The organism is Corynebacterium phoceense (genome assembly GCF_900092335.1).
Lineage (GTDB): Bacteria > Actinomycetota > Actinomycetes > Mycobacteriales > Mycobacteriaceae > Corynebacterium > Corynebacterium phoceense.
This window is the reverse complement of the sequence record NZ_LT596208.1, coordinates 1,664,105-1,689,796: the sequence shown is the minus strand read 5'-3', so window position 1 is coordinate 1,689,796 and position 25,692 is coordinate 1,664,105. Positions and strand designations below refer to the sequence as shown.

22 protein-coding genes and 1 pseudogene are annotated in these 25,692 nt (G+C 64.1%); 16 read left to right on the top strand and 7 right to left on the bottom strand.

The window, feature by feature from the left end; genetic code table 11:
* Genes BN9444_RS12195 through BN9444_RS12185 form a run of 3 tightly spaced genes read right to left on the bottom strand, consistent with a single transcriptional unit; the run spans position 1 to position 2,431 of the window.
* Positions 1-336, bottom strand: coding sequence for a hypothetical protein (locus tag BN9444_RS12195; RefSeq protein ID WP_066511323.1), 336 nt, complete (start codon positions 334-336; stop codon positions 1-3).
* Between the two features lie 46 nt (positions 337-382).
* The gene (fabG, locus tag BN9444_RS12190) at positions 383-1,153 is read right to left on the bottom strand and encodes a 3-oxoacyl-ACP reductase FabG (protein ID WP_066490495.1); all 771 of its coding nucleotides are present in this window, start codon (positions 1,151-1,153) and stop codon (positions 383-385) included.
* A gap of 9 nt (positions 1,154-1,162) precedes the next feature.
* Complete coding sequence (locus BN9444_RS12185; protein WP_233423586.1) at positions 1,163-2,431, bottom strand: MFS transporter; 1,269 nt, start codon at positions 2,429-2,431, stop codon at positions 1,163-1,165.
* A gap of 269 nt (positions 2,432-2,700) precedes the next feature.
* Here BN9444_RS12185 and clpX point away from each other — a divergent pair, with 269 nt between their 5' ends.
* Positions 2,701-3,999 carry an ATP-dependent Clp protease ATP-binding subunit ClpX gene (gene clpX, locus BN9444_RS12180; RefSeq protein WP_066490499.1) on the top strand — a complete coding sequence of 433 codons (1,299 nt, stop codon included), beginning with the start codon at positions 2,701-2,703 and terminating at the stop codon, positions 3,997-3,999.
* Between the two features lie 119 nt (positions 4,000-4,118).
* Here clpX and BN9444_RS12175 read toward each other — a convergent pair whose 3' ends face one another.
* A complete protein-coding gene (locus tag BN9444_RS12175; protein ID WP_066490503.1) occupies positions 4,119-4,871 on the bottom strand; it encodes a TetR/AcrR family transcriptional regulator in 753 nt (250 codons plus the stop codon).
* A gap of 218 nt (positions 4,872-5,089) precedes the next feature.
* Here BN9444_RS12175 and BN9444_RS12170 point away from each other — a divergent pair, with 218 nt between their 5' ends.
* A complete protein-coding gene (locus BN9444_RS12170) occupies positions 5,090-6,055 on the top strand; it encodes a malate dehydrogenase (protein ID WP_066490512.1) in 966 nt (321 codons plus the stop codon).
* On the opposite strand, the gene panC is transcribed toward BN9444_RS12170, so the two are convergent.
* A complete protein-coding gene (panC, locus tag BN9444_RS12165; RefSeq protein ID WP_068802010.1) occupies positions 6,052-6,846 on the bottom strand; it encodes a pantoate--beta-alanine ligase in 795 nt (264 codons plus the stop codon). The genes BN9444_RS12170 and panC overlap by 4 nt on opposite strands.
* Positions 6,846-7,655, bottom strand: a complete 810-nt coding sequence (panB, locus tag BN9444_RS12160; protein ID WP_068802009.1) for a 3-methyl-2-oxobutanoate hydroxymethyltransferase — start codon at positions 7,653-7,655, stop codon at positions 6,846-6,848. Before panB ends, panC begins: the two co-directional genes overlap by 1 nt.
* Before the next feature lie 94 nt (positions 7,656-7,749).
* On the opposite strand from panB, the gene BN9444_RS12155 reads away from it, so the two are divergent.
* From BN9444_RS12155 to BN9444_RS12140, 4 genes are read left to right on the top strand one after another with little or no spacing between them, the layout of a single operon-like run.
* Entirely contained in the window at positions 7,750-10,479 is a 2,730-nt protein-coding gene (locus BN9444_RS12155; RefSeq protein WP_068802008.1) for a valine--tRNA ligase, read from the top strand.
* Complete coding sequence (locus tag BN9444_RS12150; RefSeq protein WP_066511358.1) at positions 10,479-12,023, top strand: bifunctional folylpolyglutamate synthase/dihydrofolate synthase; 1,545 nt, start codon at positions 10,479-10,481, stop codon at positions 12,021-12,023. The genes BN9444_RS12155 and BN9444_RS12150 overlap by 1 nt, the downstream gene beginning before the upstream one ends.
* On the top strand, positions 12,024-12,863 hold the full coding sequence (locus BN9444_RS12145) for an ATP-grasp domain-containing protein (RefSeq protein WP_068802007.1): 840 nt from the start codon (positions 12,024-12,026) through the stop codon (positions 12,861-12,863).
* A gap of 33 nt (positions 12,864-12,896) precedes the next feature.
* Positions 12,897-13,373 (top strand): DUF4233 domain-containing protein, encoded by a 477-nt coding sequence (locus BN9444_RS12140; RefSeq protein WP_068802006.1) that lies wholly within the window; start codon positions 12,897-12,899, stop codon positions 13,371-13,373.
* Positions 13,374-13,376: 3 nt separating this feature from the next.
* On the opposite strand, the gene BN9444_RS15390 is transcribed toward BN9444_RS12140, so the two are convergent.
* Positions 13,377-15,698, bottom strand: a complete 2,322-nt coding sequence (locus BN9444_RS15390) for an HtaA domain-containing protein (protein WP_068802005.1) — start codon at positions 15,696-15,698, stop codon at positions 13,377-13,379.
* 214 nt (positions 15,699-15,912) lie between these two features.
* Between BN9444_RS15390 and BN9444_RS12130 the strand changes: the two genes are divergently transcribed.
* From BN9444_RS12130 to BN9444_RS15240, 10 genes and pseudogenes are all read left to right on the top strand, one after another.
* Positions 15,913-16,230, top strand: a complete 318-nt coding sequence (locus BN9444_RS12130) for a hypothetical protein (RefSeq protein ID WP_068802209.1) — start codon at positions 15,913-15,915, stop codon at positions 16,228-16,230.
* A 39-nt stretch (positions 16,231-16,269) separates the two neighbouring features.
* Positions 16,270-16,680 (top strand): nucleoside-diphosphate kinase, encoded by a 411-nt coding sequence (gene ndk / locus BN9444_RS12125; protein ID WP_066492532.1) that lies wholly within the window; start codon positions 16,270-16,272, stop codon positions 16,678-16,680.
* A 235-nt stretch (positions 16,681-16,915) separates the two neighbouring features.
* Positions 16,916-20,437: an Rne/Rng family ribonuclease gene (locus tag BN9444_RS12120; protein WP_068802004.1), complete on the top strand. Its 3,522-nt coding sequence runs from the start codon at positions 16,916-16,918 to the stop codon at positions 20,435-20,437.
* 159 nt (positions 20,438-20,596) lie between these two features.
* On the top strand, positions 20,597-20,902 hold the full coding sequence (gene rplU / locus BN9444_RS12115) for a 50S ribosomal protein L21 (RefSeq protein WP_066492512.1): 306 nt from the start codon (positions 20,597-20,599) through the stop codon (positions 20,900-20,902).
* 40 nt (positions 20,903-20,942) lie between these two features.
* On the top strand, positions 20,943-21,221 hold the full coding sequence (gene rpmA, locus BN9444_RS12110) for a 50S ribosomal protein L27 (RefSeq protein WP_066492511.1): 279 nt from the start codon (positions 20,943-20,945) through the stop codon (positions 21,219-21,221).
* A gap of 115 nt (positions 21,222-21,336) precedes the next feature.
* On the top strand, positions 21,337-22,857 hold the full coding sequence (obgE, locus tag BN9444_RS12105; protein WP_068802003.1) for a GTPase ObgE: 1,521 nt from the start codon (positions 21,337-21,339) through the stop codon (positions 22,855-22,857).
* Positions 22,858-22,917: 60 nt separating this feature from the next.
* Positions 22,918-24,111 (top strand): glutamate 5-kinase, encoded by a 1,194-nt coding sequence (proB, locus tag BN9444_RS12100; protein WP_084759311.1) that lies wholly within the window; start codon positions 22,918-22,920, stop codon positions 24,109-24,111.
* Positions 24,112-24,145: 34 nt separating this feature from the next.
* Positions 24,146-25,051, top strand: coding sequence for a D-isomer specific 2-hydroxyacid dehydrogenase family protein (locus BN9444_RS12095; RefSeq protein ID WP_068802002.1), 906 nt, complete (start codon positions 24,146-24,148; stop codon positions 25,049-25,051).
* Between the two features lie 51 nt (positions 25,052-25,102).
* Positions 25,103-25,189, top strand: a pseudogene (locus BN9444_RS15500) (hypothetical protein); the annotation flags it as partial.
* Positions 25,190-25,366: 177 nt separating this feature from the next.
* Positions 25,367-25,588, top strand: coding sequence for a hypothetical protein (locus BN9444_RS15240; RefSeq protein ID WP_230384159.1), 222 nt, complete (start codon positions 25,367-25,369; stop codon positions 25,586-25,588).
* Positions 25,589-25,692 lie beyond the last annotated feature (104 nt).

The following is a 25,692-nucleotide window of genomic DNA, read 5'->3' as shown; positions in this document are numbered from 1 at the left end:
CTAAGACACAAGGGCGGCCTTCGGGCCGCCCTTTTTTAGATCTCCCGCAGTGCTGCCTGAATGCGAGCTGGCACTGGGTAGCGCCGCTGCGTCGCCAGCGTTCCCCACAACCATGGCCAGCGTGGAGCTGCCGATGCCCGCAACCATCGCGTCCCAGCCCGTCGCAGCGTCGAGGCCCAGGGCATTCCACCCCACGGACACCACAGCACCAGTGAGCATGGAGGCGAGCGCGCCCGCCTTATTCGCCTTGGGCCACCACACCGCACAGATATAGGACGGCGTGAACGCGGTGCACGAGCTGTGCGTCATAGCGGTTGCCCAGGGCACACCGAACATGGCACACGACTCCTTGTGTGCTATCGCATAAGAACGGGAGGGAAGTCTAAGCCTCGTATGGCGGCAGAATCGCTTCGGGGGTCTCCGGCAGCACCTGGCCGCCGTCGATGATGAGGGTTTGGCCCGTGATGTAGCCGGCTTCGCGGGAGGCGAGGAACGCGGCGGCATTGCCGATATCGCGCGGGTCGCCCAGGCGGTGCATGGGGATGGCGCGGGTCATCTCGGCGAGGTACTCCTCGCCCTGGCCTTCGAGGCCCTCCGTCAGGATGTTGCCCGGCAGCACGCCGTTGATGGTGATGCCGTCGCGGGCGACCTCGAGCGCGGCGGAACGCATGAAGCCCTGCTGCGCGGCCTTGGATGCGCCATAGTGTGCCCAGCCGGGGAAGCCCGTGTGGGAGCCGGTGATCGAGGTCGTGATGACAATGCGGCCGTAGCGCTGTGCTTTCATATGCGGCAGCGCCTCCTGCACCACGGTGAACGTGCCATGCGTATTGATGGCGAACATCGCGTCCCACTGCTCATCCGTCATGGTCTCCAGTGGCGCGTTGGGGAAGACACCCGCGTTGGAGCACACGATGTCGAGGCGGCCGAATTCCTCGACGACGGAGTCATAGAGCGCGCGGACCGTCTCACGCTTGGTCACGTCGACGAAGCGCGAGTGCGCACCCAGTGATGCGGCGGTGTCAGCCGCGGCCGACTCGTTGAGATCAGCGATGACGACGGTGGCACCAGCCTCGCACAATGCGGAGGCGATGCCCTTACCAATGCCCGTCGCGGCACCGGTGACGACTGCAATCTGATTATTAAGGGAGAACATGCCTTCAGGCTAAACCAGAACGCGCTCGCGCGCAGGAGTCGTGTGAACCTTACGGTACTCCCGAATTCCGCGCAGGCACACACCGCCCGCAACGGTGAGTACCGCGAAGAGAACGTAGAGCGCAAACGGCGTCCACCCTGCGTCGACGAGGTAGCCCACGAGGATGGGCGAGGCCGTCGTGGCCACGCGCACGACGCCAATGGCCGCTCCCATCGCCGAGGCACGCAGCGCGCCGGGATAGGCCGCCGGGACCACGGTGTAGAAGCCCGTGATGCAGCCGTTTAAAAACATGCCCGCCACGACGCCGAGGACGAGCATCGCCAGCGGCGCGCCCGACAAAGAGATGAAGGCCACGAGCACGACCGCCGCCGCGAGGCAGCAACCGATGAGTAGGCGCTGAGCGCGAATGCGCGTCGTGAGCGTCCCGAAGGCAAGCGAGCCCAGCGTGCCGCCCACAGAGAGCATGATGCCGCCCAGGATGCCCTGCTCGGCGCTGAGCCCGGCGGTATCGAGAAGCTTGGGTGTCCACTGCGACGCGAAACCGAACGCGGACGAGCCGAGGGCGAAGGCTGCCCATAGGCGCAGCGAGATGGGGCGCCAAGCGGGGGAGAGGACGTCGCGGAGGGCGGCATCGGAAGGCTGAGCGGGCGCCACAATGATGTCGGAGCCGAGGCCCAAGCGCAGGGCAAGGCGACGCACACCGGCGGAGTCGCCGCGGGCCGCGAGGAAGTCGGGGGACTCAGGGATAGACCACGCGAGAGCAAGCGCGACGAGAGTGAGTGCGGCGCCGACCCAGAAGATAATCTCCCAGGCGCCGAAAGACTTGGCCACCCAGCCGCACGCGGCGGCGCCTAGGCCGTAGCCCGAGGCATAGATGGCCACGGCGAGACCGCGGTGGCGCAGGTTGGAAAACTCGCTCACGAGCACCGTGACGCACGTGAGGATGGCGCCCACGCCCACGCCGGTGAGGATGCGCGCGGCGAGCAGGAGCGCGAAGTTCGGCGCGAGCGCCGTCGCGACGAGACCCACAAGATCGATGGCGAGGCCTAAGAGGATGACTGTGCGGCGGCCCCAGCGGTCCGCGCGCGGGGCTAGGATGAGAGAGCCGAGCGCGATGCCGATGCCCGCCGCGGCAAGCAGCCAGCCCAGCGCTGAACCGCTCAACCCAAAGTCGTCCGTGACGGCCGAGGCGGCGAAGGCCATGGCGACCATGTCATAGCCGTCCAAGGAGTTGATAAAGAGCGCAATGGCGATGATGGTCCATTGATACGTTCCCATGCGGTGAGAGTCGATGCGCGACCGAATGTCCATGGTCAGGGCCTTTCCAGTTAATGTATTACCAAAGTCATTTTTCTGCCCCTGTGCAGGGTTGAAGGAAAGGTACTGTACCGCTTGGTCTATGTCTAGCGGACCGGCAATAATATTCATCTTCATGTGTCGCCGCGCGGGAAGAAATCGGGGCGGCGGCGCGTTGATTTACTAGAGTGGGAAGTTACGGCGCGCCCAGCGCGCGACTCCCTAGACGCAATCGAGACGGAAGGCCTGAATTGGCACGCATGCAAGAAAGCGCTGACCTGCTGAAATGCTCATTCTGTGGGAAGAGCCAGAAGCAAGTGAAGAAGCTTATCGCCGGCGGCGGCGTCTACATCTGCGATGAGTGCATTGAGCTGTGCAACGAGATCATCGAAGAGGAGCTGGGGAAGAACGCTGAGGCCGCGGAGGAGAAGGCGGAGACGCGCCTGCCGCGCCCCTCGGAGATTTCGGCGTTCCTCGACAAGTACGTCATTGGCCAGGATCGCGCCAAGCGCGCGCTGTCGGTGGCGGTCTACAACCATTACAAGCGCATGAAGTCGGACGAGGCCCAGGCTGCCGATGCCTCCCGTAGGCGCCACGCCGCACCCGAAGACGCTGTAGAAATCGCAAAATCCAACATCTTGATGCTCGGCCCGACCGGCTCCGGCAAGACCTACCTCGCGCAGACGCTCGCGCGCATGCTCGACGTCCCGTTCGCTATCGCCGATGCCACCTCGCTCACCGAGGCCGGCTATGTGGGCGAGGATGTGGAAAATATTCTGCTCAAGCTGTTGCAGGCCGCGGACTTTGACGTCGAGCGCGCGCAGCGCGGCATCATCTACGTTGACGAGATTGACAAGATCTCCCGCAAGTCGGAAAACCCGTCGATTACCCGCGACGTCTCCGGCGAAGGCGTGCAGCAGGCGCTTCTCAAGATCCTCGAGGGCACCGTCGCTGCTATCCCGCCGCAGGGCGGCCGCAAACACCCGAACCAGGAGTTCATCCAGCTCGATACCTCGAATATCCTGTTCATCGTTGCCGGCGCCTTTGCCGGATTGGAGAAGGTCATCGCGGACCGCGTGGGCAAGAAGGGAGTGGGCTTCGGCGCCAAGCTCGACACCGCCGCCGAGCGCGAGCGCCACGACCTCTTCGACCAGGTGCGTCCGGAGGACCTCGTGAAGTTCGGCCTCATCCCCGAGTTCATTGGCCGCCTGCCCGTCGTCGCGACCGTGGACAACCTCGACACGGAGTCCCTCGTCCGCGTGCTCACCGAGCCGAAGAACTCGCTCGTGCGCCAGTACCAGGCTCTATTCGAGATGGACGGTGCCGCCCTCGAGTTCGATAAGGACGCCCTCGAGGAAATCGCCGAGCTCGCCATGGAGCGCAAGACCGGCGCCCGCGGCCTGCGTGCCATCCTTGAGGAGCTGCTCGTGCCCATCATGTACGACCTCCCGGACCGCGAAGACATCTCCGGCGTGCGCATCACGGCCGCCACCGTCCGCGGCGAGGCCGAGCCCGAGTACCTCTACGCTCCGGCCGAACAGTCCGCCTAAAAGAATCCTCCCGCAGCCGTGCTGGCGCGGGAGGATTTTCGCAAGGAACGGGGCGAGTTGCTGCCGAAAATCGTCATGTGCGTTGAACTCTCGCGACGATTTTCGCAAGGAACGGGGGATTAGTCGTAAATGCCCGCACCCGAGTCGTAGACATCCGAGGGCACCTCGGACTCATCGTCTTCGACCTTGGCGGTGAGGTAGGACTCCTGACCGGTGTCCGGAATATTCGCCGTGAGGAACGCAAGGATGGCGTCGATAACCATGCGGCGCATGCCCTCCGTGTTGGTCTCGTTCGTCATGTCGAGGCCCAGCAGATTGATCATCATGTCTTTGTTCGTCGTGCGGTACATCGCGAGCGACGCGATGAGTACGAAGACGTCATTCGCGGAAATACCGGGGCGGAAAGCGCCGGCGTCCTGGCCCTTCATGAGCAGCTTATCCAGGTGGAGCGAGAGCTCGGAGAGGTCCGTGACCGCGGCGTTCTGCGTGGTCTCGAGGGACTGGATGACGGATTCCTGCGTGAGCAGGCGCACGGCCTCAGGGTGGGCGACGTACTGGTCGAAGATGGTGTCCACGAGCTTGCGCACGCCTTCGACGGGCACGGCGGAGTGGGGTTCCATGAGCGCCACGTTGGGTGCGAGCAACTCGGCGGCGTGGGCTAGTGCCTTTTGATACAGCCCCTGCTTATCGCCGAAGTGGTAGTGGATCATGCGCTTGGACATGCCGGACGCGCGGGAAATGGTGTCGAGCTTTGTCTCGGCGAAACCCTTGCGGGAAAATTGCTCTGTAGCAATTTCGACGACTCGCTCGACGGCGACCTCGGCCGCGGTGGTGCCGGTTGTCTCGGTCGTAGCGTTGTCATCAGTAGCCATCGCTGTGGGTCTCCCTTTCTCAAATTTCTCTGCCTATCCATCGTGCCCGAAAAGCGCGGGCCGTGAAATTCAAATGTGGAAATCTACCCGAAATGGGTGAAAGGTGGAGCCCATTTGGGGGGTGCCCGGTTGGGGTTAGGTCACAGTGGTCGCATTTTCATGGGTGTGCAGGGAAACTAGACACTAAGAGCAAATTCAGTCGTGTGAAAGGAACTGTGATGACTTCTGCTCAGCGTGTGACGATTACGGGCGCGGCCGGCAATATCGGCTACGCCCTTGCTTTCCGTGTGGCTTCCGGCGAGGTCTTCGGCAAGGACGTGCCGGTCGACTTGGTGTTGCTGGAGATTGAGCCCGCGAAGCAGGCCGCGACCGGCGTGGCCATGGAGCTTGCCGATGCCGCCTTCCCGCTGCTCCAGTCCGTCACCGTCACCACCGACTTGGAGGAAGCATTCACCGGCACCACCGCCGCGTTCCTCGTCGGCTCCCGCCCGCGCACGAAGGGTATGGAGCGCGCTGACCTGCTCAGCGCCAACGGCGCCATCTTCGGCCCGCAGGGCAAGGCCATCAATGACTTCGCGGACCGCGACGTCAAGGTGCTCGTCGTGGGCAACCCGGCGAACACGAACGCGCTTATTGCTTCGAAGAATGCGCCGGATCTGGACCCACGTCAGTTCACCGCTCTCATGCGTCTCGACCACAACCGTGCACTGAGCCAGCTGGCCGAGAAGACCGGCAAGCGCACGACGGACTTCACGAAGGTCGCGGTCTGGGGCAACCACTCCGCTTCCCAGTTCCCGGATCTCACGTTCGCCGAGGCAAATGGCGAGAAGGTCGAGGTCGACCAGGCCTGGTACGCCGATGAGTTCATTCCGCGCGTGGCCAAGCGCGGTGCCGAGATCATCGAGGTCCGCGGTTCGTCGTCTGCTGCGTCGGCGGCCTCGGCGGCCATCGATCACATGCGCGACTGGTTCGCCGGCACCGAGGACTGGCGCACCGCCGCTGTTGTCTCGGACGGCAGCTACGGCGTGGACGAGGGACTCATCTGCGGCTTCCCGACCATTGCGCGCGACGGTAAGTGGGAGATCGTTCAGGGCCTCGAGCTCAGCGACTTCCAGAAGGAGCGCATCGAGGCCTCCGTCGCCGAGCTGCGCGCCGAGCGCGAGGCCGTGAAGGATCTCCTCTAGCTCAGCTCGAGGTTGTCAATGAGCCGGACCGGGCCGACCCACGCTGCGCACAGCGCGAGGGCCGGGCGCTGGTCCGGCTCGACTGCGTTCAGGGTAAGCGGGTCGACGACGACGAGGTAGTCGAGCCTGTCGATCATCGCGCGGGCCTTGTCAAGCGTGGCGCCGTCGCGCAGCGCGAAGAGCGCCTGGGACAGCTGGAGGGCCTGCGGGCGCTCGTCGGGGGAGAGGCGCTGGTTGCGGCTGGACTCGGCGAGGCCGTCGGCGGCGCGGACGATGGGGACCGCCACGATGTCGACGGGCAGGTCGAGGTCGGCGACCATGCGGCGAATGATAGCGACCTGCTGTGCGTCTTTCTGGCCGAAGTAGGCGCGGTCCGGGCGCACGAGGTTGAACAGCTTGGTCACGACGGTGGCGACACCATCGAAGTGCCCGGGGCGCGTCACGCCCTCGAGACCCTCGCCCATGCGGCCGGTGCGTACCCAGATGGCCTGGCCGTTCGGGTACATCTCCTCCGGCGAGGGCGCGAAGACTGCGTCGACGCCGAGCGACTCGAGGAACGCGGCGTCCGCGTCGAGGTTACGCGGGTATTCGCGGTAATCCTCGCAGTCGCCGAGCTTGTCGAACTGCAGGGGATTGACGAAGACGGAGACAACCACGGTGTCGTTCTCTTCGCGTGCGCGGCGCACGAGTGAGGCGTGGCCGCCGTGGAGCGCGCCCATGGTGGGAACCAATCCGACCGAGCCAGTGCGTTGGAATGCGAATAGTTGAGCTTTAGTGGTGAGAATCTGCATTAGTCCTGAAAGCTTTCTGCCTCGGAGGGGAAGGAGCCGGAGTTGATGTCCGCGATGTAGGAGGAGACGGCCTCGGCGAGCGTGGCGCGCAGGTCTGCGTACGTGCGGGAGAAGCGCGGGGCGACGGTGGACAGGCCGGCCATGTCGGTCCATACGAGGATCTGGCCGTCGGTGTCGGCCCCGGCGCCGATGCCGATTGTCGGGATGTCGATGGCCTTCGTGACGCGCGCGGCAACGGGGGCCGGGACCATCTCGAGGACGACGGCGAAGGCGCCGGCGGCGGCGAGGGAGGAGGCATCGGCAAGCAAGCGGTCGGCGTGGTCCCCGCGGCCTTGGACGCGGAAGCCGCCCAAGGCGTGGACGGACTGGGGCGTGAACCCGATGTGCGCGCAGACGGGGATGCCTGCGGCGACCAACTTCTCGACGGTGGGGGCGAGCTCTGCGCCGCCCTCGAACTTCACGGCGTGCGCCCCGGTCTCCTTCATGACGCGGACGGCGGATGCGAGCGCCTGAGACGGCGAGGCCTCGTAGGAACCGAAGGGAAGATCGACGACGACGAAGGCGCGTTGTGTGGCGGCGACGACGGCCTTGGCCATGGTGATGGTTTCGTCGAGGGTAAGGGAGAGTGTGGTCTCGCGGCCGTAGACGACGTTCGCGGCGGAGTCACCGACGAGGAGGAGATCGATGCCAGCCTCGTCAAAAATGCCGGCGGTGAGGGCATCGTAGCTGGTCAAGCAGGAAAACTTGGTTCCTTGTGCATGCGCGTCGAGGAAGTGGCGCGTGCGCAGGCGGGTTACGTGTGAAGACATGGAAAGCAATGTAACGCCGGGCGCGCGCGGGCGGGGGAAAATGACGAAAAGGGGGTAAGAATTCGCCGTTGACGCACAGGGTAGACTTGGCCGGGTGACTGAGCGAAATGACAAGAATTTAGTTGGTACCAACCGCGCCGACGCGCTGCCCAAGTCCTGGGATCCGCAGTCGGTCGAATCTGACCTCTACGAAGGCTGGGTGAAGGCGGGCTACTTCACACCGTCGGCCGAGTCCGAGGCCGAGCCGTATTCCATCGTGTTGCCGCCGCCGAACGTCACCGGTCAGCTGCACATGGGCCACGCCTTGGACCACACGCTCATCGACTCGATTATCCGCCGCAAGCGCATGCAGGGCTTCGCTACGCTGTGGCTGCCGGGCGCGGACCACGCGGGTATCGCGACCCAGACCAAGGTCGAGGCCAAGCTGAAGGAGACCGAGGGCAAGTCCCGCTGGGACTACGACCGCGAGGAATTCATTGAGAAGGTCTGGGAGTGGAAGCGCGAGTACGGCGGAACTATTCAGAATCAGATGCGCGCCATCGGCGACTCCGTGGACTGGTCCCGCGAGCGCTTTACGCTTGATGATGGTCTCTCTCGCGCCGTCCAGACTATCTTCAAGCAGCTCTACGACGAAGGCCTGATCTATCAAGCCAACCGCCTGGTCAACTGGTCGCCGGTGCTCGAGACCGCCGTCTCCGACATCGAGGTCGTCTACAAAGACGTCGAGGGTGAGCTCGTCTCCATTCGCTACGGCTCCCTCAATGACGACGAGCCGCACCTCATCGTGGCCACGACCCGTGTGGAGACAATGCTCGGCGACGTCGCGATTGCCGTCCACCCGGACGACGAGCGCTACAAGGACCTCGTCGGCCAGGAGTTCCCGCACCCATTCCGCGACGACCTCACGCTCAAGGTCATCGCCGACGACTACGTGGACATGGAATTCGGCACCGGCGCCGTGAAGATCACTCCGGCCCACGACCCGAACGACTACCAGATGGGCCTGCGCCACAACCTGGACATGCCGAACATCATGGACACAACCGGCCATATCGCAAACACGGGCACCCAGTTCGATGGTTTGACCCGCGAAGAGGCCCGCGTGCAGATCCGCGAGGCGCTCGCCGAGCAGGGGCGCATTGTCAAGGAAATCCGCCCCTACGTCCACTCCGTGGGCCACTCGGAGCGTTCCGGCGAGCCCGTCGAGCCGCGCCTGTCCCTGCAGTGGTTCGTCGCCGTGGAGAAGCTCGCCAAGTACTCCGGCGACGCCGTCCGCGAGGGCGATACCGTCATCCACCCGACCTCCCTGGAGCCGCGTTACTTCGACTGGGTCGATGACATGCACGACTGGTGCATTTCGCGCCAGCTGTGGTGGGGCCACCGTATCCCGATCTGGTACGGCCCGGACGGCGATATCGTCTGCGTCGGCCCCGACGAGGAGCCGCCGGCCGGCTACGTCCAGGACCCCGACGTCCTCGACACCTGGTTCTCCTCGGCGTTGTGGCCCTTCTCCACGCTCGGCTGGCCGGAGAAGACCCCGGATCTGGAGAAGTTCTATCCCACGAACGTGCTCGTCACCGCGTACGACATCCTCTTCTTCTGGGTCGCTCGCATGATGATGTTCGGCACCTTCGCGGGGGCTCATACCCCGGAGCTCCTCGGCGAAGGCAAGGACGGCCGTCCGCAGATTCCGTTCCACGACATCTATCTGCACGGCCTCGTCCGCGACGAGCAGGGCCGCAAGATGTCCAAGTCGCTCGGCAACGGCATCGACCCCATGGACTGGGTCCGAGACTACGGTGCGGACGCCCTGCGCTTCACGCTGGCACGCGGCGCCAACCCGGGCGTTGACCTGCCGCTGGGCCAGGACGCCGCCGCGGCCTCCCGAAACTTCGCGACCAAGCTCTTTAATGCCACCAAGTTCGCGCTCATGAACGGCGCGGGCGTGGGCGAGCTGCCCGCTCGCGACGCGCTCTCGGATGCCGACCGCTGGATCCTCGACCGCGCCGAAGAGGTCCGCGTTCAGGTGGATAAGTACCTGGACGACTACCAGTTCGCCAAGGCCAACGAGCTGCTCTACCACTTCGCGTGGGACGAGCTGTGCGACTGGTACGTCGAGATTGCCAAGACGCAGATCCCGCGCGACTTCGATTCGGCAGAAACGTCAGACGCGGAGCGGCTGACCGGCCACAATACGCAGCTCGTTCTGGGCCGCGTCCTCGACGTGGTCCTGCGCCTGCTCCACCCGACCATGCCGTTTGTCACCGAGGTCCTGTGGAAGGCTCTCACCGGCGGCGAGACCATCGTCGTCGCCCCGTGGCCGACGCAGGAGGACACCAACGGTGGCGCCGAGAAGGACGAGGTTGCCGCGCGCCGCATCGCGGACGCGGACAAGCTCATCACCGAGCTGCGCCGCTTCCGCTCCGACCAAGGCGTCAAGCCTTCGCAGAAGGTCCCGGGCCGCCTCGATTTCGCCGCCTGCGATCTAGTGCCGCTCGAGGCTATGATCCGCAACCTCGCCAACACAACCGAGCCGGAAGACGGCTTCGCGCCGTCCGCGTCCATCGAGGTGCGCCTCACCCAGGCCACCGTCGAGGTCGCACTGGATACCTCCGGCACCGTCGACGTCGAGGCCGAGCGCAAGCGCCTGACCAAGGACCTGGGCAAGGCGGAGAAGGAACTTGAGCAGACCGGCAAGAAGCTCGCCAATGAGGCCTTCCTTTCCAAGGCTCCCGATACCGTCGTGGAGAAGATCCGCACCCGCCAGCAGGTTGCACAAGAAGAGGTCGAGCGCATTACCGCACGCCTGGAGGCACTCAAGTAGTGGCAGACAAGAAGGACAGCAAGGACGACGAGTTCGAGATCGTCGACGCACTTGCCGAGGGCACCGCGGACAGCCCGGTGGAGATCACCGACTCCGGGCTCACGCTCAACCTCGGCATGGGTTCCGAGGACGAGTACGAGGAGCCCGCGCCCGCGGAGGACACCCCTGAAGAGCTGGCTCAGCTGGCAGCACTCGAGGCGGAGCTCAACGCGCGCCCGCGCGAGACGGATCCGAATCCCTCGCTCGACCGCGTGGAGATGCTCCTCGACATCTTGGGCAACCCGGAGAAGACTTTCCCGGCCATCCACATCGCCGGCACGAATGGAAAGACCTCAACCGCTCGTCTTACGGATTCGCTCCTGCGCGCCTTCCACCGCCGCACCGGCCTGTTCACCACGCCAGCACTGAGCAGGATGACCGAGTGCATCGTCATCGACGGCAATCCCATTCCCGCGCGCGACCTCGTACGCATCTGGGAGGAGATCGCCCCTTACGTGGCGATGGTCGACGACAAGTTCGCCGGGCAAGCCCCGATGAGCAAGTTCGAAGTCCTCGTGGCGCTGGCCTTCGCGGCCTTCGCGGACGCTCCCGTCGACGTCGCCGTCGTCGAGGTCGGCATGGGCGGCACCTGGGACGCCACGAACGTCATCAACGCGGACGTCTCCGTCATCACGCCTATCGGCATGGACCACATGAACTGGCTGGGGGAGACCCTCCCGGAGATCGCTGAGCAGAAGGCCGGTATTATCAAGCCGCGCCCGCACGACGAGGGCTTCGACGCCGGCCCGGACGAGAACATCGCGATCATTGGCGTGCAGGAGCCCGACGCCATGAAGGTCCTCCTCCAGCGCGCCGTAGACACTGACTCTGGTGTCGCGCGCGAGGGCTCCGAGTTCGCCGTCGCCGAGTCTGCTGTCGCCGTGGGCGGCCAGCAGCTCATTCTGCGCGGCCTGGGCGGCACCTACGAGGGCATCTTCATTCCGCTCTTCGGCGAGCACCAGGCCCACAACGCGGCCACCGCTCTCGCCGCTGTGGAGGCCTTCTTCGGCGCCCACGCTGGCCACGCCCTCGACATCGCAAGTGTCCGCAACGGCTTCGCCCAAGCCACGGTCCCGGGCCGCTTCGAGCGCTTGCGTGCCAACCCGGCGGTCTTCGTTGACTCCGCGCATAACGCGCACGGCATGCGTTCGCTCGTCGCCGCGCTCGACCGCGACTTCGACTTCGCAGACGTCACCGCCGTCGTGTCCATCTTCGGTGACAAGGACGTCCTCGACATCTTGAAGACGCTCGAGCCCGCTGTCAATCGCGTGGTCATCACGCAGAATTCCAACCCCCGCGCGATGGAGATGGAGGAGCTCGCGGAACTCGCCGCCGACGTCTTCGGCGACGAGCGCGTCTACACCGCGCATACCATCCTCGACGCGGTGGACCAGGCTATCGAGCTCGCCGACGAAGACGGCGCCCAGGCCTTCGCGGGCAAGGGCATCATCATCACCGGCTCCGTCGCCACGGCCGGCGAGGCCCGCACCCTCCTGGGAGCGTAGATGGGCTGGCTCGTCCACAACGCGTGGCTCAACTGGCCGGTCTTTGACCGCCAGTTCGGCCTGCTTGAGGACGCCGCCCGCGCCCGCGGGCTCACGCTGGACCGCGTCACCAATGCCCATGCCCAGCTTGCCGATGCCCCCTCCTTCGCCCTGGCCTTCGACAAGGACGTCGCACTCCTCCGGCTCCTCGAGGCCCGGGGCACGCGCGTATTCAACTCCGCCGCGGCCGTCGAGACTTGCGATTCCAAGGCGCTCACGTACCCGGCCCTGCTCGCCGCAGGCGTGCCTCAGCCGGACACGTTGCTCGTGCCGCTGCGCTTTGCCCCGCAGACCGCCTGGGGCAAGTACGCCGACGCCGCCATCGACACTCTCGGGCTCCCGCTCGTGGCCAAGCGTGCCCGCAGCTCCTGGGGCGCGGGCGTGGAATTAGTCGAGTCCCGCGCCGGACTTTTGGATTTCCTGCGCGGCCTGGGCACGGAGGACGCCGTCCTCCAGCGCTTCATCGCTGCGGCCGCAGGCACGGACGCCCGCCTCTACTTCGTGGGCGATGACCTCGTCGCTGCCATGATCCGCCGCAGCTCCGGCGACTTCCGTGCGAATATCGCAGCCGGCGGCACGGCCGAGGCCTTTGCTCCCGATGCCGCCACCATCGCGGCTGCGCGGGGCGCTATGGGCGCGACCGGCCTCGACTTCGGCGGCATCGACGTGCTCTTTGATGCGGACGGCGCACCGCTTATCTGCGAGGTCAATTCCAACGCTCAATTCGTGGCGCTCACGGAAATCACCGGCGTCGACGTTGCGGGGGCAATTCTGGACCACGTGGCGGCCCAGATTAATTAGACTTGGCTCACTGGTTTTGGCACACTCACTTGCATGACTTCGCGCAACAACAACCGTGACGATCTGCGGGGAAAGCCCCGCGTTGAGTCAGAGGTAGGCCCGCTGGGTATGGGCCACGCTCCGGCCAAGGACCCGCTCAAGCAGTTCACTGGCATGGTCCTGGCCAATGGCCTCACCATGGAGGTCATCACGCTGGTCCTTGCCCTGCTGGCGTTGCGCATGCTCTACAACGGCGAGCTGTGGACGACCACCACTATCGCGCTGGTGGGCGCGTGGCTCGCGTTCCACGTCATCATGTTCGCTTTCATTAAGAAGCCGTGGGCGCTCGCCGTCATCTTCGCCGGCCAAATCGTGGGCGCTGCGATGGGCATCTTCATCCACTGGTCTGTGCTCGCCGTTGCCATCATCTTTGCGATGCTATGGGGACTGGCGTTGTATCTGCGCTCCATCATTGTCGAGCGCATGCGCCGCGGTTACCTCACGACGCAACACCTCGACGCTCCGAATTAATCGCTAGAAGGGGAGCTTCGGCAGCTTGAGACCGGGGATCATGCCGTGGATAACGGCGTAGCCGACGCTGCCTAGAGCCGCGAGGAGCGTAAGGATCGGCACGATCCAGGCCACCGTCGCCGAGGCACTCATCGACTCCGGCTTGCTTGACTTCTCCGACTCGGGCTTTTCCGGCTTCGGGTTTTCAGGTTTGGGCTTGTTTGGCTGGGTGTTTTCCGGCTTTGGGTTTTCAGGTTTGGGCTTGTTTGGCTGGGTGTTTTCCGGCTTTGGGTTTTCAGGTTTGGGTTTGTTTGGCTGGGTGTTTTCCGGCTTCGGGTTTTCAGGCTTGGGCTTGCCCGACTCCGGCTGGCCAGCTTGGGCCTTAGCGAGAGCCTGTTGCGCGGCAGCGAGTTTGTCTGCGTCATTGTCGAGCTTGGCGGTGGCGATGTCGAGCTCTGCTTGAGCGATAGCGACATCACGCTGCAGCTCAGCGTTGGTGGGATCTGCGGCCAGTGCCGAGGTGGCATCGTCAAGCTTCTTCTGGGGAATAGCAAGCGCACGCTTGCGCAGCTTAGCCAGGTTGTCTTCCTCGCTGATTGCGGGCGTATCTTCGGACGCGACATCGATGCGGCGCAGGACGTAGTGCTCCTTCCAGTCTCCACGCGACTCGTCGAGAGTGGGCACGAACATGGTGCCGTCCTTGCGAACCAGGAACGTGTTGTTCGTGACATTGGTCGTCTCGCGCCCGTTGGGCAGCGGGAAGGACTTCGTCACGGTGAAGCTGCCCTGCTGGAGCCAGTTGAGATCGCCGGTCGAGCCATTAAGCTGAATGGGCGTGCCGTCTGCGTCGAAGCCGACAGCCGCCCAACCCGGAAGCACGCCAAAGGTCGGCTCGCTCTCGGCCTTGACGTCGCGGGTATCCGGATCGTAAATGAGCGACTGCGCGGCGGCGGCCGACGGATTGGGATTCGAGTTAAAGCGGTAGATGTGCACGCCATCGGTGGACAGCCCGTCGAGGTAGGTGCTCTGGGAAGTGTAGCGCGAGCCCTTCATGAAGGTGGCGCGCTCAGTGACCTCGGTGGCGTCGGGCTTGATGGAGTAAAGCAGCGACTTCGTGGGGAGTTCCTCGCCCTCGAAGTAAGGCTCCGGCGAGCCGTTGTAGAGGAACGTGCCGTCTTTCATGGGCAAAAGCTCCGCCTGGTTCTTCCACGCGAAGTCGTTAGCCCAAATAGTGCCCGGCTCCGCGTCCAGGCGAGTGTCTCCGAAGAGCTGTTCTCCGGTGGGCAGCGGCGCCTCGGTGAAGGTTCCGTTCGACCCTGAAAGCAGCGTTGCGGTGCGGGCGCTAAAATCCTCCGGGACGATAGCAGCAATGACGTCGGTGCCCGGGTGGTAGCCCACCGCGTAGATGTCGTGGGAGGCGGTGGCGGCTACACGCGGGGTGCCGAAGCCGGAATCGGTGATGTCGACTGCCTTGAGCTCGGCGCGGTCGGTCTCGTCGACGTAGTAGAGCACCTTGTGATTCGAATCGTAGGCCGCGAGGCCACGGTTGCCGGTCTGGGCGGGCAAGGCCGCGATTTCCTTTAGGTTGTTGTCAATGAGCGCGTAGCCCTGTCCATCGGGCATGCCGACGAGTACGCCGGTGCCAGTATCGAAGAGCTGGTGCACGCCGTCGTCATAGTCAGCGTGGGAGTTCCAGGTCTGCGTGCGCAGCGTGATGTCCGACTCGACGAAGGTGGCGCCCTCACCGACATAGTTCAGCGCCACGGGATCGAGTCCCTCGCCCACGGAGTAGAACTCGGAGAACATGCGGTTGCCTTCTTCGGTCAGGGTAGAAGCGATATTCTCCCACGAGACGCGTCCGCCCTCGTTGGTGAACGTGGCGGAGCTGGGCTTGAGGGTAGCTATCTTGACGGCCTCTTTGGGCGCGTAGATCTCGTTCTTAAGGTACTGCTTGGAGCTCACGTGAGCCTCAAGGTAGGACTCGGCGGGGGAGAGCACGACCTTCGGGTCTTCGAATCGCAAGTCGAGATCGCACACGCTCGTCATCGGTTGCGAGGCATCCTGGCAGTACTTGCGGTAGAGGATAGTGCCGTTGAACTGGGCCTCGGTTCGCTTCGACTCCTTGTCAAAGGTGACGTCGGTGAGCTCGAAATCAAAGCCATTGTCCGTGCGCGTTGCCCCGTCGCCCACGTAGGTCGCCCCGTTGGTGTAGCTGTTGAAGCTGGCGCGGATGCCCCAGTGCAGGTGACCGTCCGCCGTTGCGGCGGAGGCAGGCACAGTGAGAGGGATGAGGGCGGTGGTGGTGAGGGCGGCAATGAATGTGCCGCGTCGGAAACGAGATGCCACGATGGGGTTCTCCTTGGTCAATGAGATGAAACAAAGGCGGCTGAGTAGCGCGCGCACTCAATAAAGCACAATTAACAAAGGGTAACCTAACCTTCGAGAAGTAAGGGGGTGCTAAGTTTGTGCCGAAGGGTACGTGGGCAGGGTAGATTATTAAATATCTATACTTTTGGGGGTAAACCGGAATGCGCTGCGCGGCCTCGTTATGCTGGTGCGCATGCGCTACGTTCTCTTCGCTTTCTCTGCATTCTTTTGCCTTGCGGCGATAGGCAGCCAACTTTTTGGTGCGCCGCGCCTCGTCGCCGTGGTGTGCATGGTCCTCGCTGCCCTCGCGCTCGTCATCGGGCTCGTGTACCAGGGGAGGGTCATCGAGAGCCAGGAGAAGGTCCTCAACGAGGAGCAAACGGCCGAGCTGGAGCGGCTGCTCGACAACGGTCAATTCGGCGTCGCAGTGGGGCAGGTACGCCTGTGGTTCCGGGGCACCAGCGAAGAAGAAGCGGAGGCGGTTGTGCACTCGCTCGCGCAAGGCCGATAACGTGCGCGCGGAAGCGGGGCGTCATGTACTATGTTCCGCATGACTGAACGTACCCTCATTCTTATCAAGCCGGACGGCGTTGCCAACGGCCACATCGGCGAGATCATCTCCCGCATCGAGCGCAAGGGGCTCAAGCTCACCGCTATGGACCTGCGCGTTGCTGACCGCGAGACCGCGGAGAAGCACTACGCCGAGCACGCAGACAAGCCGTTCTTCGGCGAGCTGGTCGAGTTCATCACCTCTGCTCCGCTGGTTGCTGGCGTTGTCGAGGGCGAGCGTGCCATCGAGGCATGGCGTCAGCTGGCTGGCGGCACCGACCCGGTCTCCAAGGCCACCCCGGGCACCATCCGCGGCGACTTCGCCCTCACCGTTGGCGAGAACGTCGTCCACGGTTCTGACTCCCCGGAGTCCGCAGAGCGCGAGATCGCTATCTGGTTCCCGAACCTCTAAGCCGTACTCCACTACACCGAAGTACACAGCCCAGGCCATGTGCCTGGGCTTTTGGCGTTTTCGTGTCCGCGCGCGGACGAGGGTGCGCCGGGTGTGCCAGAATGGGAGGCACGATACTTCTCACAGAATGAGAAGCGTCGACAAGCTTTCATACACACCGCTGCCTCGTGTGGCTGCTGCACCGTTAAGTGCGCGCCCGGGGAGCGACAAGAGAAAAGGTAAGTGAGTAGCAGACGTGGCTGCACCGAAGAACTCTAAGACAACTACACAAGACACCGGCTCGCTTAGCGCCGCGGCGAAGCTCATCGCGAAGCTCGACCGCACGCAGTTCGGTCCGAAGACCCGCCTTTATGCTTTGGCCAAGCAGATTGCTCTGCCGTCCAGCGCCCTCGTGAGCGTCTTCGCCGAGCAGGGCGTGAAGAAGGCCGCCCAGTCCTCGCTGAGCCCGGATGAGGTTGCCGCGGCTCTCGATGCGATTGTCGCTCAGGCAGGCGCTCCCGCCGCCGAAAAGAAGGCCGAGGAGAAGGCTGAAGACAGGCCCAAGAAGAAGGCTGCGAAGAAGGCTGCCAAGACCTCCGCCGAGAAGGCGCCGAAGAAGACCCAGAAGAAGGCCGCTAAGAAGGCAGAGAAGGCCGAGCCGGAGACTGCTGAGCCCGCCGTCGATGAGACCGTCGCACCGGCAGCCGAAGAGAAGCCGAAGAAGCGCGCGACGAAGAAGTCCTCCCGTAAGGCAACGCGCAAAGCTGCCACGAAGAAGACCGAAGCGCAGCCTGCTGCCGAGGCAGCCGAGACCGAGCAGCCGGCGGACGCCGAAGACGAGAAGCTGCGCGAGCACGTGCGGAAGAACGTCGAGAATGAGATCTCCCAGATTGAGACCAAGGTCGAGGCAGAGCTCGAGGAAGAGAAGGCCGAACTCGCCACGGTGCAGGTCGAGACTCCGGAGGAGAAGCCGAAGAAGTCGCGTCGCCGCGCTACGAAGCGCACGAAGAAGTCTGATCAGGCCCAGGCTCACGAGGAGCCGAAGCAGGAGAGCGCCGAGGGCGCAGAGAACGCTGAAGACGCCATGCTGCGCGAGCGCGTGCGCAAGAACGTGGCGAACGAGATCTCCCAGATTGAGGAGAAGGTTGAGGCCGAGCTGGAAGAAGGGCTCGACGACGCCGCTGAAAACACCACCGAGGACGCCGCAGAGCAGGAGCACGACCAGTCCCACGAGCCAGACGTCGAGCAGCTGCACGAGGCGCTGGTGGAAGCCGGCGAAGACTTCGACGAGGACTTCGCGCCTATCACCCCGAAGCCTGAGACGGACACGTCGGTCGACTATGCGCCGGTCTTCATGGCACCCACCCCGCGCCGCGGGCGCCGTCGCGCTGTGAAGCGCACGTCCCAGAAGCAGGACCCGCAGCAGGAGCGCCAGCAGCACGAGCAGCAGCCACACGAGAATGAGCACAGCTCGAAGCAGCACGACAAGCAGGACCACCACGACGAGCCTGAGCGCATCGAAGAGCCGCGCGCCATTCGCGGTTCGACGCGTATCGAGGCGCAGAAGCGTCGCCGCCGTGAGATGCGTGAGAAGGGCCGCGAGCGTAAGCACATCGTGAGCCAGGCGGAGTTCCTCGCGCGCCGCGAGTCGGTGGAGCGCACCATGGTCGTGCGCGACAAGGAGCGTACGGACGGCCACGGCACCGTGACCCAGGTGGGCGTGCTTGAAGACGGCCTGCTCGTCGAGCACTTTGTGACCTCGGAGTCGCAGGCGTCGATGATCGGCAATATCTACTTGGGCCGCGTGCAGAACGTGCTGCCGTCCATGGAAGCTGCGTTCGTCGACATCGGACAGGGCCGCAACGGCGTGCTTTATGCCGGCGAGGTCGATTGGCGCCGCACGGGCCTGGGCGGCCGCCAACGCAAGATCGAGCACGCGCTCAAATCGGGTGACCAGATTCTGGTGCAGGTCGCCAAGGACCCGGTCGGCGCGAAGGGCGCGCGACTGACCACGCAGATTTCGCTCGCCGGCCGCTACCTCGTCTACGTGCCGGGTGGCCGCAATGCGGGTATCTCCCGCAAACTGCCAGTCCCGGAGCGCAAGCGTCTCAAGGAGATCTTGAACCGCGTCGTGCCGGATGATGGCGGCGCAATCATCCGCACGGCCGCAGAGAATGTCTCCGAGGAAGCCATCGGCACGGACGTGCGTCGTCTGCACACGCTGTGGGAGGACATTACCGAGCGTGCGAATAAAGAAAAGAATTCCAAGGGCGCCAAGCCGGTCACGCTCTACGAGGAGCCGGACCTGCTCGTCAAGGTCGTGCGCGACCTCTTCAACGAAGATTTCAGCCACCTCGTCGTCGACGGCCGCCGTTCCTACAACACGGTGGATCACTACGTGCAGTCCGTGGCGCCGGATCTCGCGGACCGCGTGGAGCGTTTCGACCGCCGTGAGCACGGCGGGGCAGACGCGTTTGAGACCTTCCGCATCGACGAGCAGCTCCACAAGGCGCTCAGCCGCAAAGTCTGGCTGCCGTCGGGCGGCACGCTCGTCATTGACCGCACCGAGGCCATGACCGTCATCGACGTCAACACCGGTAAGTTCACCGGCTCGGGCGGCAACCTTGAGGAGACAGTGACGCGCAACAACCTGGAGGCTGCCGAGGAAATCGTGCGCCAGATGCGTCTGCGCGACATGGGCGGCATGATCGTCGTCGACTTCATTGATATGGTCCTGCCGGAAAACCAGGACTTAGTCCTGCGCCGCCTCAAGGAGGCTCTGGGCCGCGACCGCACGCGCCATCAGGTCTCTGAGGTCACCTCGCTGGGCCTCGTCCAGATGACGCGCAAGCGCCTGGGGACCGGCCTTATCGAGACCTTCTCCACCGAGTGCGAGGCCTGCCACGGCCGCGGGCTTATCATCCACGAATACCCCGTGGACGAGTCCGAGCCGGAGCACCACCACGGCCGCAGCAAGCGCAAGCGCCCCGCGAAGCCGGACCACCCGGCCGCCAAGGCCATGCATGTCGAGCACAAGAACGAGCAGCGCGACGACGAGCACGAGAACAAGCGCGAGGACAAGCCTTCGCTCGAGGACCTCGCGGCCTCCGTCGTTGCGGGCGGCCATGACGCGCAGGAAGATGACCACGAGGAGCGCAAGCCCCAGCGTCGCCGTCGCCGTGGCTCGCGCGGCAGCAACCGCGGCCGCGACAAGCGCGAGGAGCAGAAGCAGGAGGTCGACGCCGCAGAGATCGCCTACGCGGCCGCCGAGCATGCCGAGGAGCTCGACGATGTCCAGGAATTCCAGTCGCATATCCCGGACGAAGAACACGTCTCTGCGAAAGCGGAGACGAATCCAGAAAAGACCTACGAGGAGGCCGTCGCCGAGTTCGAGGCCTCACCGCGTCGTAAGCGCCGCACCCGCGGCAACTCGCGTTCGGACCGCAGGCCCCGCCGCGAGGACTTCCAGCGTGCGCCGGAGCCTTCCGATGTCCCCTTGCAGCAGCCTGAGCAGGAGTCCCCGGCCGAGATCCGTACCGTGAGCTCGCGTGGGCGTCGCCGTGCGGTGCGCCGCGCCACGCGCAGGCAGGCACAAGCCCAGCCAGAAGCGCAGCGTAAGGAGACGGTGGAGAAGCAGTCGACGGAGGAGAAGAGGGCATCGGCAAGCTCGCGCGGACGCCGGCGCGCTGTGAAGCGCTTCGTGAAGACGAGCGAACCTCAGGCTGCCGAAGGCTCGCGTGGCCGGAGGCGTGCGGCGCGTCGCAACCGCGGTTTGTAATTTAGGCGGTGTACGGGGTAGTCTTTGACAGTCGCTGTTTAGGCTTGAGTCAAGCGCTGCATCACCGTGCGCGCGAGAGCCTCAAACGCAATGTAATTTTAATGTCCATTCAGGGCCCGACCGGGTCCTGAGCCGAGTTTAGATAAGGGGTAGCCCTCTATGTACGCGATCGTCAAGACCGGCGGCAAGCAGTACAAGGTTGCTGAAGGTGACCTCGTCAAGGTCGAGAAGATCGAGGGTGAGCCGGGTTCGTCCGTGGCTCTCACCCCGGTTCTGCTCGTCGATGGCGCAACCGTCAAGGCAAAGGCCGCTGACCTGGAGAAGGTCTCCGTCTCTGCAGAGATCGTCGAGCAGGGCAAGGGCCCGAAGATCGACATCCTCAAGTACAAGAACAAGACCGGATACAAGAAGCGTCAGGGTCACCGCCAGCCGGTAACCACCCTGAAGATCACCGGTATCAAGTAAGCCTCAACCGGCTTTTATACCCTTAAAGGAGGGAAACCACATGGCACACAAGAAGGGTGCTTCCAGCTCCAGCAACGGTCGCGATTCCAACCCGCAGTACCTCGGCGTTAAGCGCTTCGGTGGTCAGCAGGTGAAGGCCGGCGAGATCCTCGTTCGCCAGCGCGGCACCAAGTTCCACCCGGGCGAGAACGTCGGCCGCGGTGGCGACGACACGCTGTTCGCTCTCGAGGCTGGCTCCGTCCAGTTCGGCATCAAGCGCAACCGTCGCATTGTGAACATCGTGCCGGCCGAGCAGGCCGCTGCTGAGGCTTCTGCCTAAGCGTTCACGCTTTCAAGGCCCGGGGCTCCCGCTTAAATGGGAGGCTCGGGTCTTTGTTTATCTCCACTAGACTGGCGTCTAGTTTTCTTCGATTTTTAATTCCGGAAGGATTTCCATGGCACGCTTTATTGACCGCGTGGTGCTCCACCTGCAGGCGGGCGACGGCGGACACGGCTGTTCGTCCGTCCACCGCGAGAAGTTCAAGCCCCTCGGCGGCCCCGACGGCGGCAATGGTGGCCACGGCGGCGATATTGTGCTCGAGGTCTCCTCGCAGATCCACACGCTCATGGACTTCCACTACCGTCCCCACATCAAGGCTGGCCGTGGCGCGAATGGCGCGGGCGACTGGCGCAATGGTGCGCGCGGCGAGGACCTCATCCTGGAAATCCCAGCCGGCACGGTGGTCTACAACGAGAAGGGGGAGATGCTCGCCGACCTCACGGTGCCGGGCACCCGTTTCATCGCGGCCGAGGGCGGCTTTGGTGGCCTGGGCAACGCGGCGCTGGCCTCCGCGCAGCGCAAGGCCCCGGGCTTCGCGCTGCAGGGCGAGCCGGGCGAGGCGCACGACCTCGTGCTCGAGCTTAAGTCCATGGCCGACGTCGGACTCGTGGGCTTCCCGTCTGCGGGCAAGTCCTCCCTGATTTCCGTGCTCTCTGCCGCGAAGCCGAAGATTGGCGACTACCCATTTACCACGCTGCAGCCAAACCTCGGCGTGGTCGATATGGGCTACGAGTCCTTCACCATCGCCGACGTTCCGGGCCTTATCCCGGGCGCCGCCGAGGGCAAGGGTTTGGGCCTCGACTTCCTGCGCCACATCGAGCGCACCGCGGTGCTCGCGCACGTCGTCGACGTCGCGACGCTGGAGCCGGGCCGCGACCCCATCTCCGATATCGAGGCCTTGGAGAAGGAACTGTCCAACTACCAGGATCTGCTGGAACAGGACACCGGCCTGGGCGACCTGCGCGAGCGCCCGCGCATTGTCATCCTCAACAAGGCGGATATCCCGGAGGCTCTGGAGCTTGCCGAGTTCCTCAAGGAAGACATTGAGAAGCAATTTGGCTGGCCCGTCTTCATCATCTCCGCCGTGGCGCACACGGGCCTGGACCCGCTCAAGTACAAGCTCCTGGAAATGGTGCAGCAACACCGTAAGTCTCAGCCCAAAGTCAAGGTAGACAAGGAACACACCATCATTCGTCCGAAGTCGGCGAAGAAGGGCCGCTTTGCGGACTTCACGGTGCGCAAGGATCCGGAGATCGATGGCGGCTTCATCGTCGAGGGCGAGAAGATCGACCGCTGGATTGTTCAGACCGACTTCGAAAACGACGAGGCCGTGGGCTACCTCGCCGACCGCCTGGCCAAGGCCGGCGTGGAGGACGAGCTGCGCGACCAGGGTGCGGTGGAAGGCTGCCCCGTCACTATCGGCGGCATTACCTTCGAGTGGGAGCCGATGACCGGCGGCAAGGCGACCAATGCCGGCCGCGGCTTCGACGGCCGTCTGCTGGGCACCGATCGTGTCTCCGCCGCAGAGCGTAAGCGCGCCTCGCAGGCACGCCGTGGTCTTATCGACGAATACGACTTTGGCAACGACGCAGAGGTCACCCGCGAGCAGGCAAACAAAGACCGCTGGCAAGGATAACGTGCCCTCTTGCCCGCCGAGCATAGGGGCGCCTGAGCGGAAGAGGTATGATTTCGCTTCATGAGCTATCCGCTTCCCTTAAGCCCCTTCGACGGCGAACCCATCGTGCCGGAGCACCATGCACCGCGTGGGCCATTGCAGTCGCCGCTGCGTGAGGAACTGAGCCGAGCGAAGCGAATTGTGGTGAAGATCGGCAGCTCTTCCCTCACTAAGGAGGACAGCTTCATCACCTCGACGGAGAAGATCAACCACATCGTCGACGCCATCGCGACGCGCATGGGCACTTCGGACATCATTCTGGTCTCCTCCGGCGCCGTCGCCGCGGGCATGGGGCCGCTGGGCTTGCAGAAGCGCCCCAGCGATCTCGCGACCAAGCAGGCCGCGGCCGCCGTCGGCCAGATTCACCTTGCCTACGAGTGGGGCGTGTCTTTCGCCCGCTACAACCGTTCCGTCGCGCAGGTCTTGCTCACTGCCTCCGATATTGGCGCCCGCGACCGTGCCCGCAACGCCCAGCGCACCCTCGAGCGCCTGCGCCAACTGCGTACCGTGCCCATCGTCAACGAGAACGACACCGTCGCCACCTCCGAGATGCACTTCGGCGACAACGATCGCCTCTCCGCGCTCGTCGCCAACCTCGTGGGCGCGGATGCGCTCTTTCTCTTCTCCGACGTCGATGGCCTCTACGACAAGAACCCATCCGAGCCCGGCGCCCGCTTTATCGAGGAGGTCCGCACGGGCAAAGACCTCAACGGCGTGACGGCCGGCGACGGCGGCCGCGTGGGCACCGGCGGCATGGCCACGAAGGTCTCCGCTGCGCGTCTGGCCACTCGCGGCGGCATTCCCGTCCTGCTCACCTCGGCCGACAATATCGACGCCGCGCTTGCCGATGCCTCGGTGGGCACCGTTTTCCATACCCGCGAGGAACGCAGGCTCTCCGCTTGGAAGTTCTGGGCCCTCTACTGCGCCGATACCGGCGGCGCCGTGCGTCTCGACGCCGGCGCGGTCAAGGCCGTGACCGCGGGCGGCAACTCGTTGCTCGCCGTCGGCATTACTGAGGTCATTGGCGAGTTCCACGCGGGCGAGATCATCGACATCATGGGTCCGGAAGGTGAGGTCATCGGCCGCGGCGAAGTACGTTTTGATTCCGCGGAGCTGCGGGGCATCCTGGGCAAGCAGATGGAGGAGCTGCCGAAATACCAGCGCCGCAGCGTTGTCCACGCCGACTACCTGTCGAACTATGCCTCCCGAATCTAGGCACTAGAAGCCAGAGAAACCTCAGGAGAAGACCATGAAATACGCCATGTTGCCGGAACAATGGGAAGAATCCATCGAGACCTTGCGGGGAGCTGGCCATGAGCTCGCGGAGCTTTCCGATGCCGACTTCCTCATCTACAACGGCGACGGCTCGGACTTCCCGTTGCCACTGCCGGAGAACATCAACTTCGTGCAGATTCCGTCTGCAGGCGTAGACCATCTGCTCGACGTCATGAAGGAGACCGACGTAACCTGGTCCAACGCCGCTGGCGTATTCGATAACACCGTGGCGGAATCCACCATCGCGCTGCTGCTCGCGCAGCTGCATGCCCATCGCTATGTCAACGACACCTTCTCCAACTACGATGAGGTGCAGGATCACAAGTCCTACCTGCACGAGGACAAGACTGTGGCGATCATCGGCGCCGGCGGCATCGGCAAGCGGCTCATCACGATGCTCTCTGGCTTTGGCCCGCGCATCATCGCCGTAAACCGGTCCGGCAACGCGGTTCCAGGCGCGGATGAGACCTATCCCATCTCCGAGGTGGACAAGGTCTGGCCTGAGGCCGACTACTTTGTGCTCATCGCGCCGCTTACCCCGCAGACCCACCACATGGTCGACAAAGACGTGTTTGCCCAGATGCCGAAACACGCGGTGGTGGTCAACGTGGGCCGTGGCCCACTCATCAGCACCGAGGATCTTTTGGCAGCGCTGGACTCTGGCGAGATTGCCGGCGCAGCGCTCGATGTCACTGAGCCGGAGCCGCTCCCGGATGATCACCCGTTGTGGAAGGACCCGCGGGTGGTCATTACACCGCACATTGCCAATACCCGTAACTCGGTGCGCCGCCACTTGGGAGCACACACCGCAAAGGTGGCCGCGGCCTTTGAGGCTGGCGAGGAAATTCCTACCCGTGTGGATCCGAACGCTGGATATTAAAGTGTAAAAGCATGAACATAGACATTCGTGTAGGGGACGCCGAACGGCACAATACCCTACGCACACAATGCCCTAGACCTCCTCAGCACCCACTGCGCTAACGGTCTCATCGACATCAACGAGTTTGAAGACCGTATAGGAAAGGCGGCTGTTGCGCGTACCCGCGGCGAGATTGCTTCCCTCTTTGATGACCTTCCTGACAATCCAATTGTAGAGGTCGTTCGGTTCAAGGAATCGGAAGCGCAGGCCGAGCTCGACCGGCTGCAGCGCCGCGGAGGGTTAGTTCACCGAATCGATGCCGTCGTTTGGTCAGCGATGATGTTCCTCTTCTTCCTGGGTCTTTTCGTCTTTGACGACTGGGACTATTTTTGGCTTGGCTTACCGATTGCAGGTTTCGCCTCGTGGGGTGTCAGGGAGGCGGTCAAGCTCTCCGACGACGACGAAGAACTTTATAAGGAATTGAGAAAGAAAGGTGACAAAGACAGGGCCGAGCGCCTACGTCTGGCAGCCGAGCGCCGCAAGGAGCTGGGGCAGTAGTCCGCGGGGTCCGCGGGGCCGCGGGGGGAGTGGCTGCGCGCTTGAGGTATAGCCGCGCGTGACATCCAGCGCGGATAACCATGCTGTTGGGGGTGGGTTTCTTT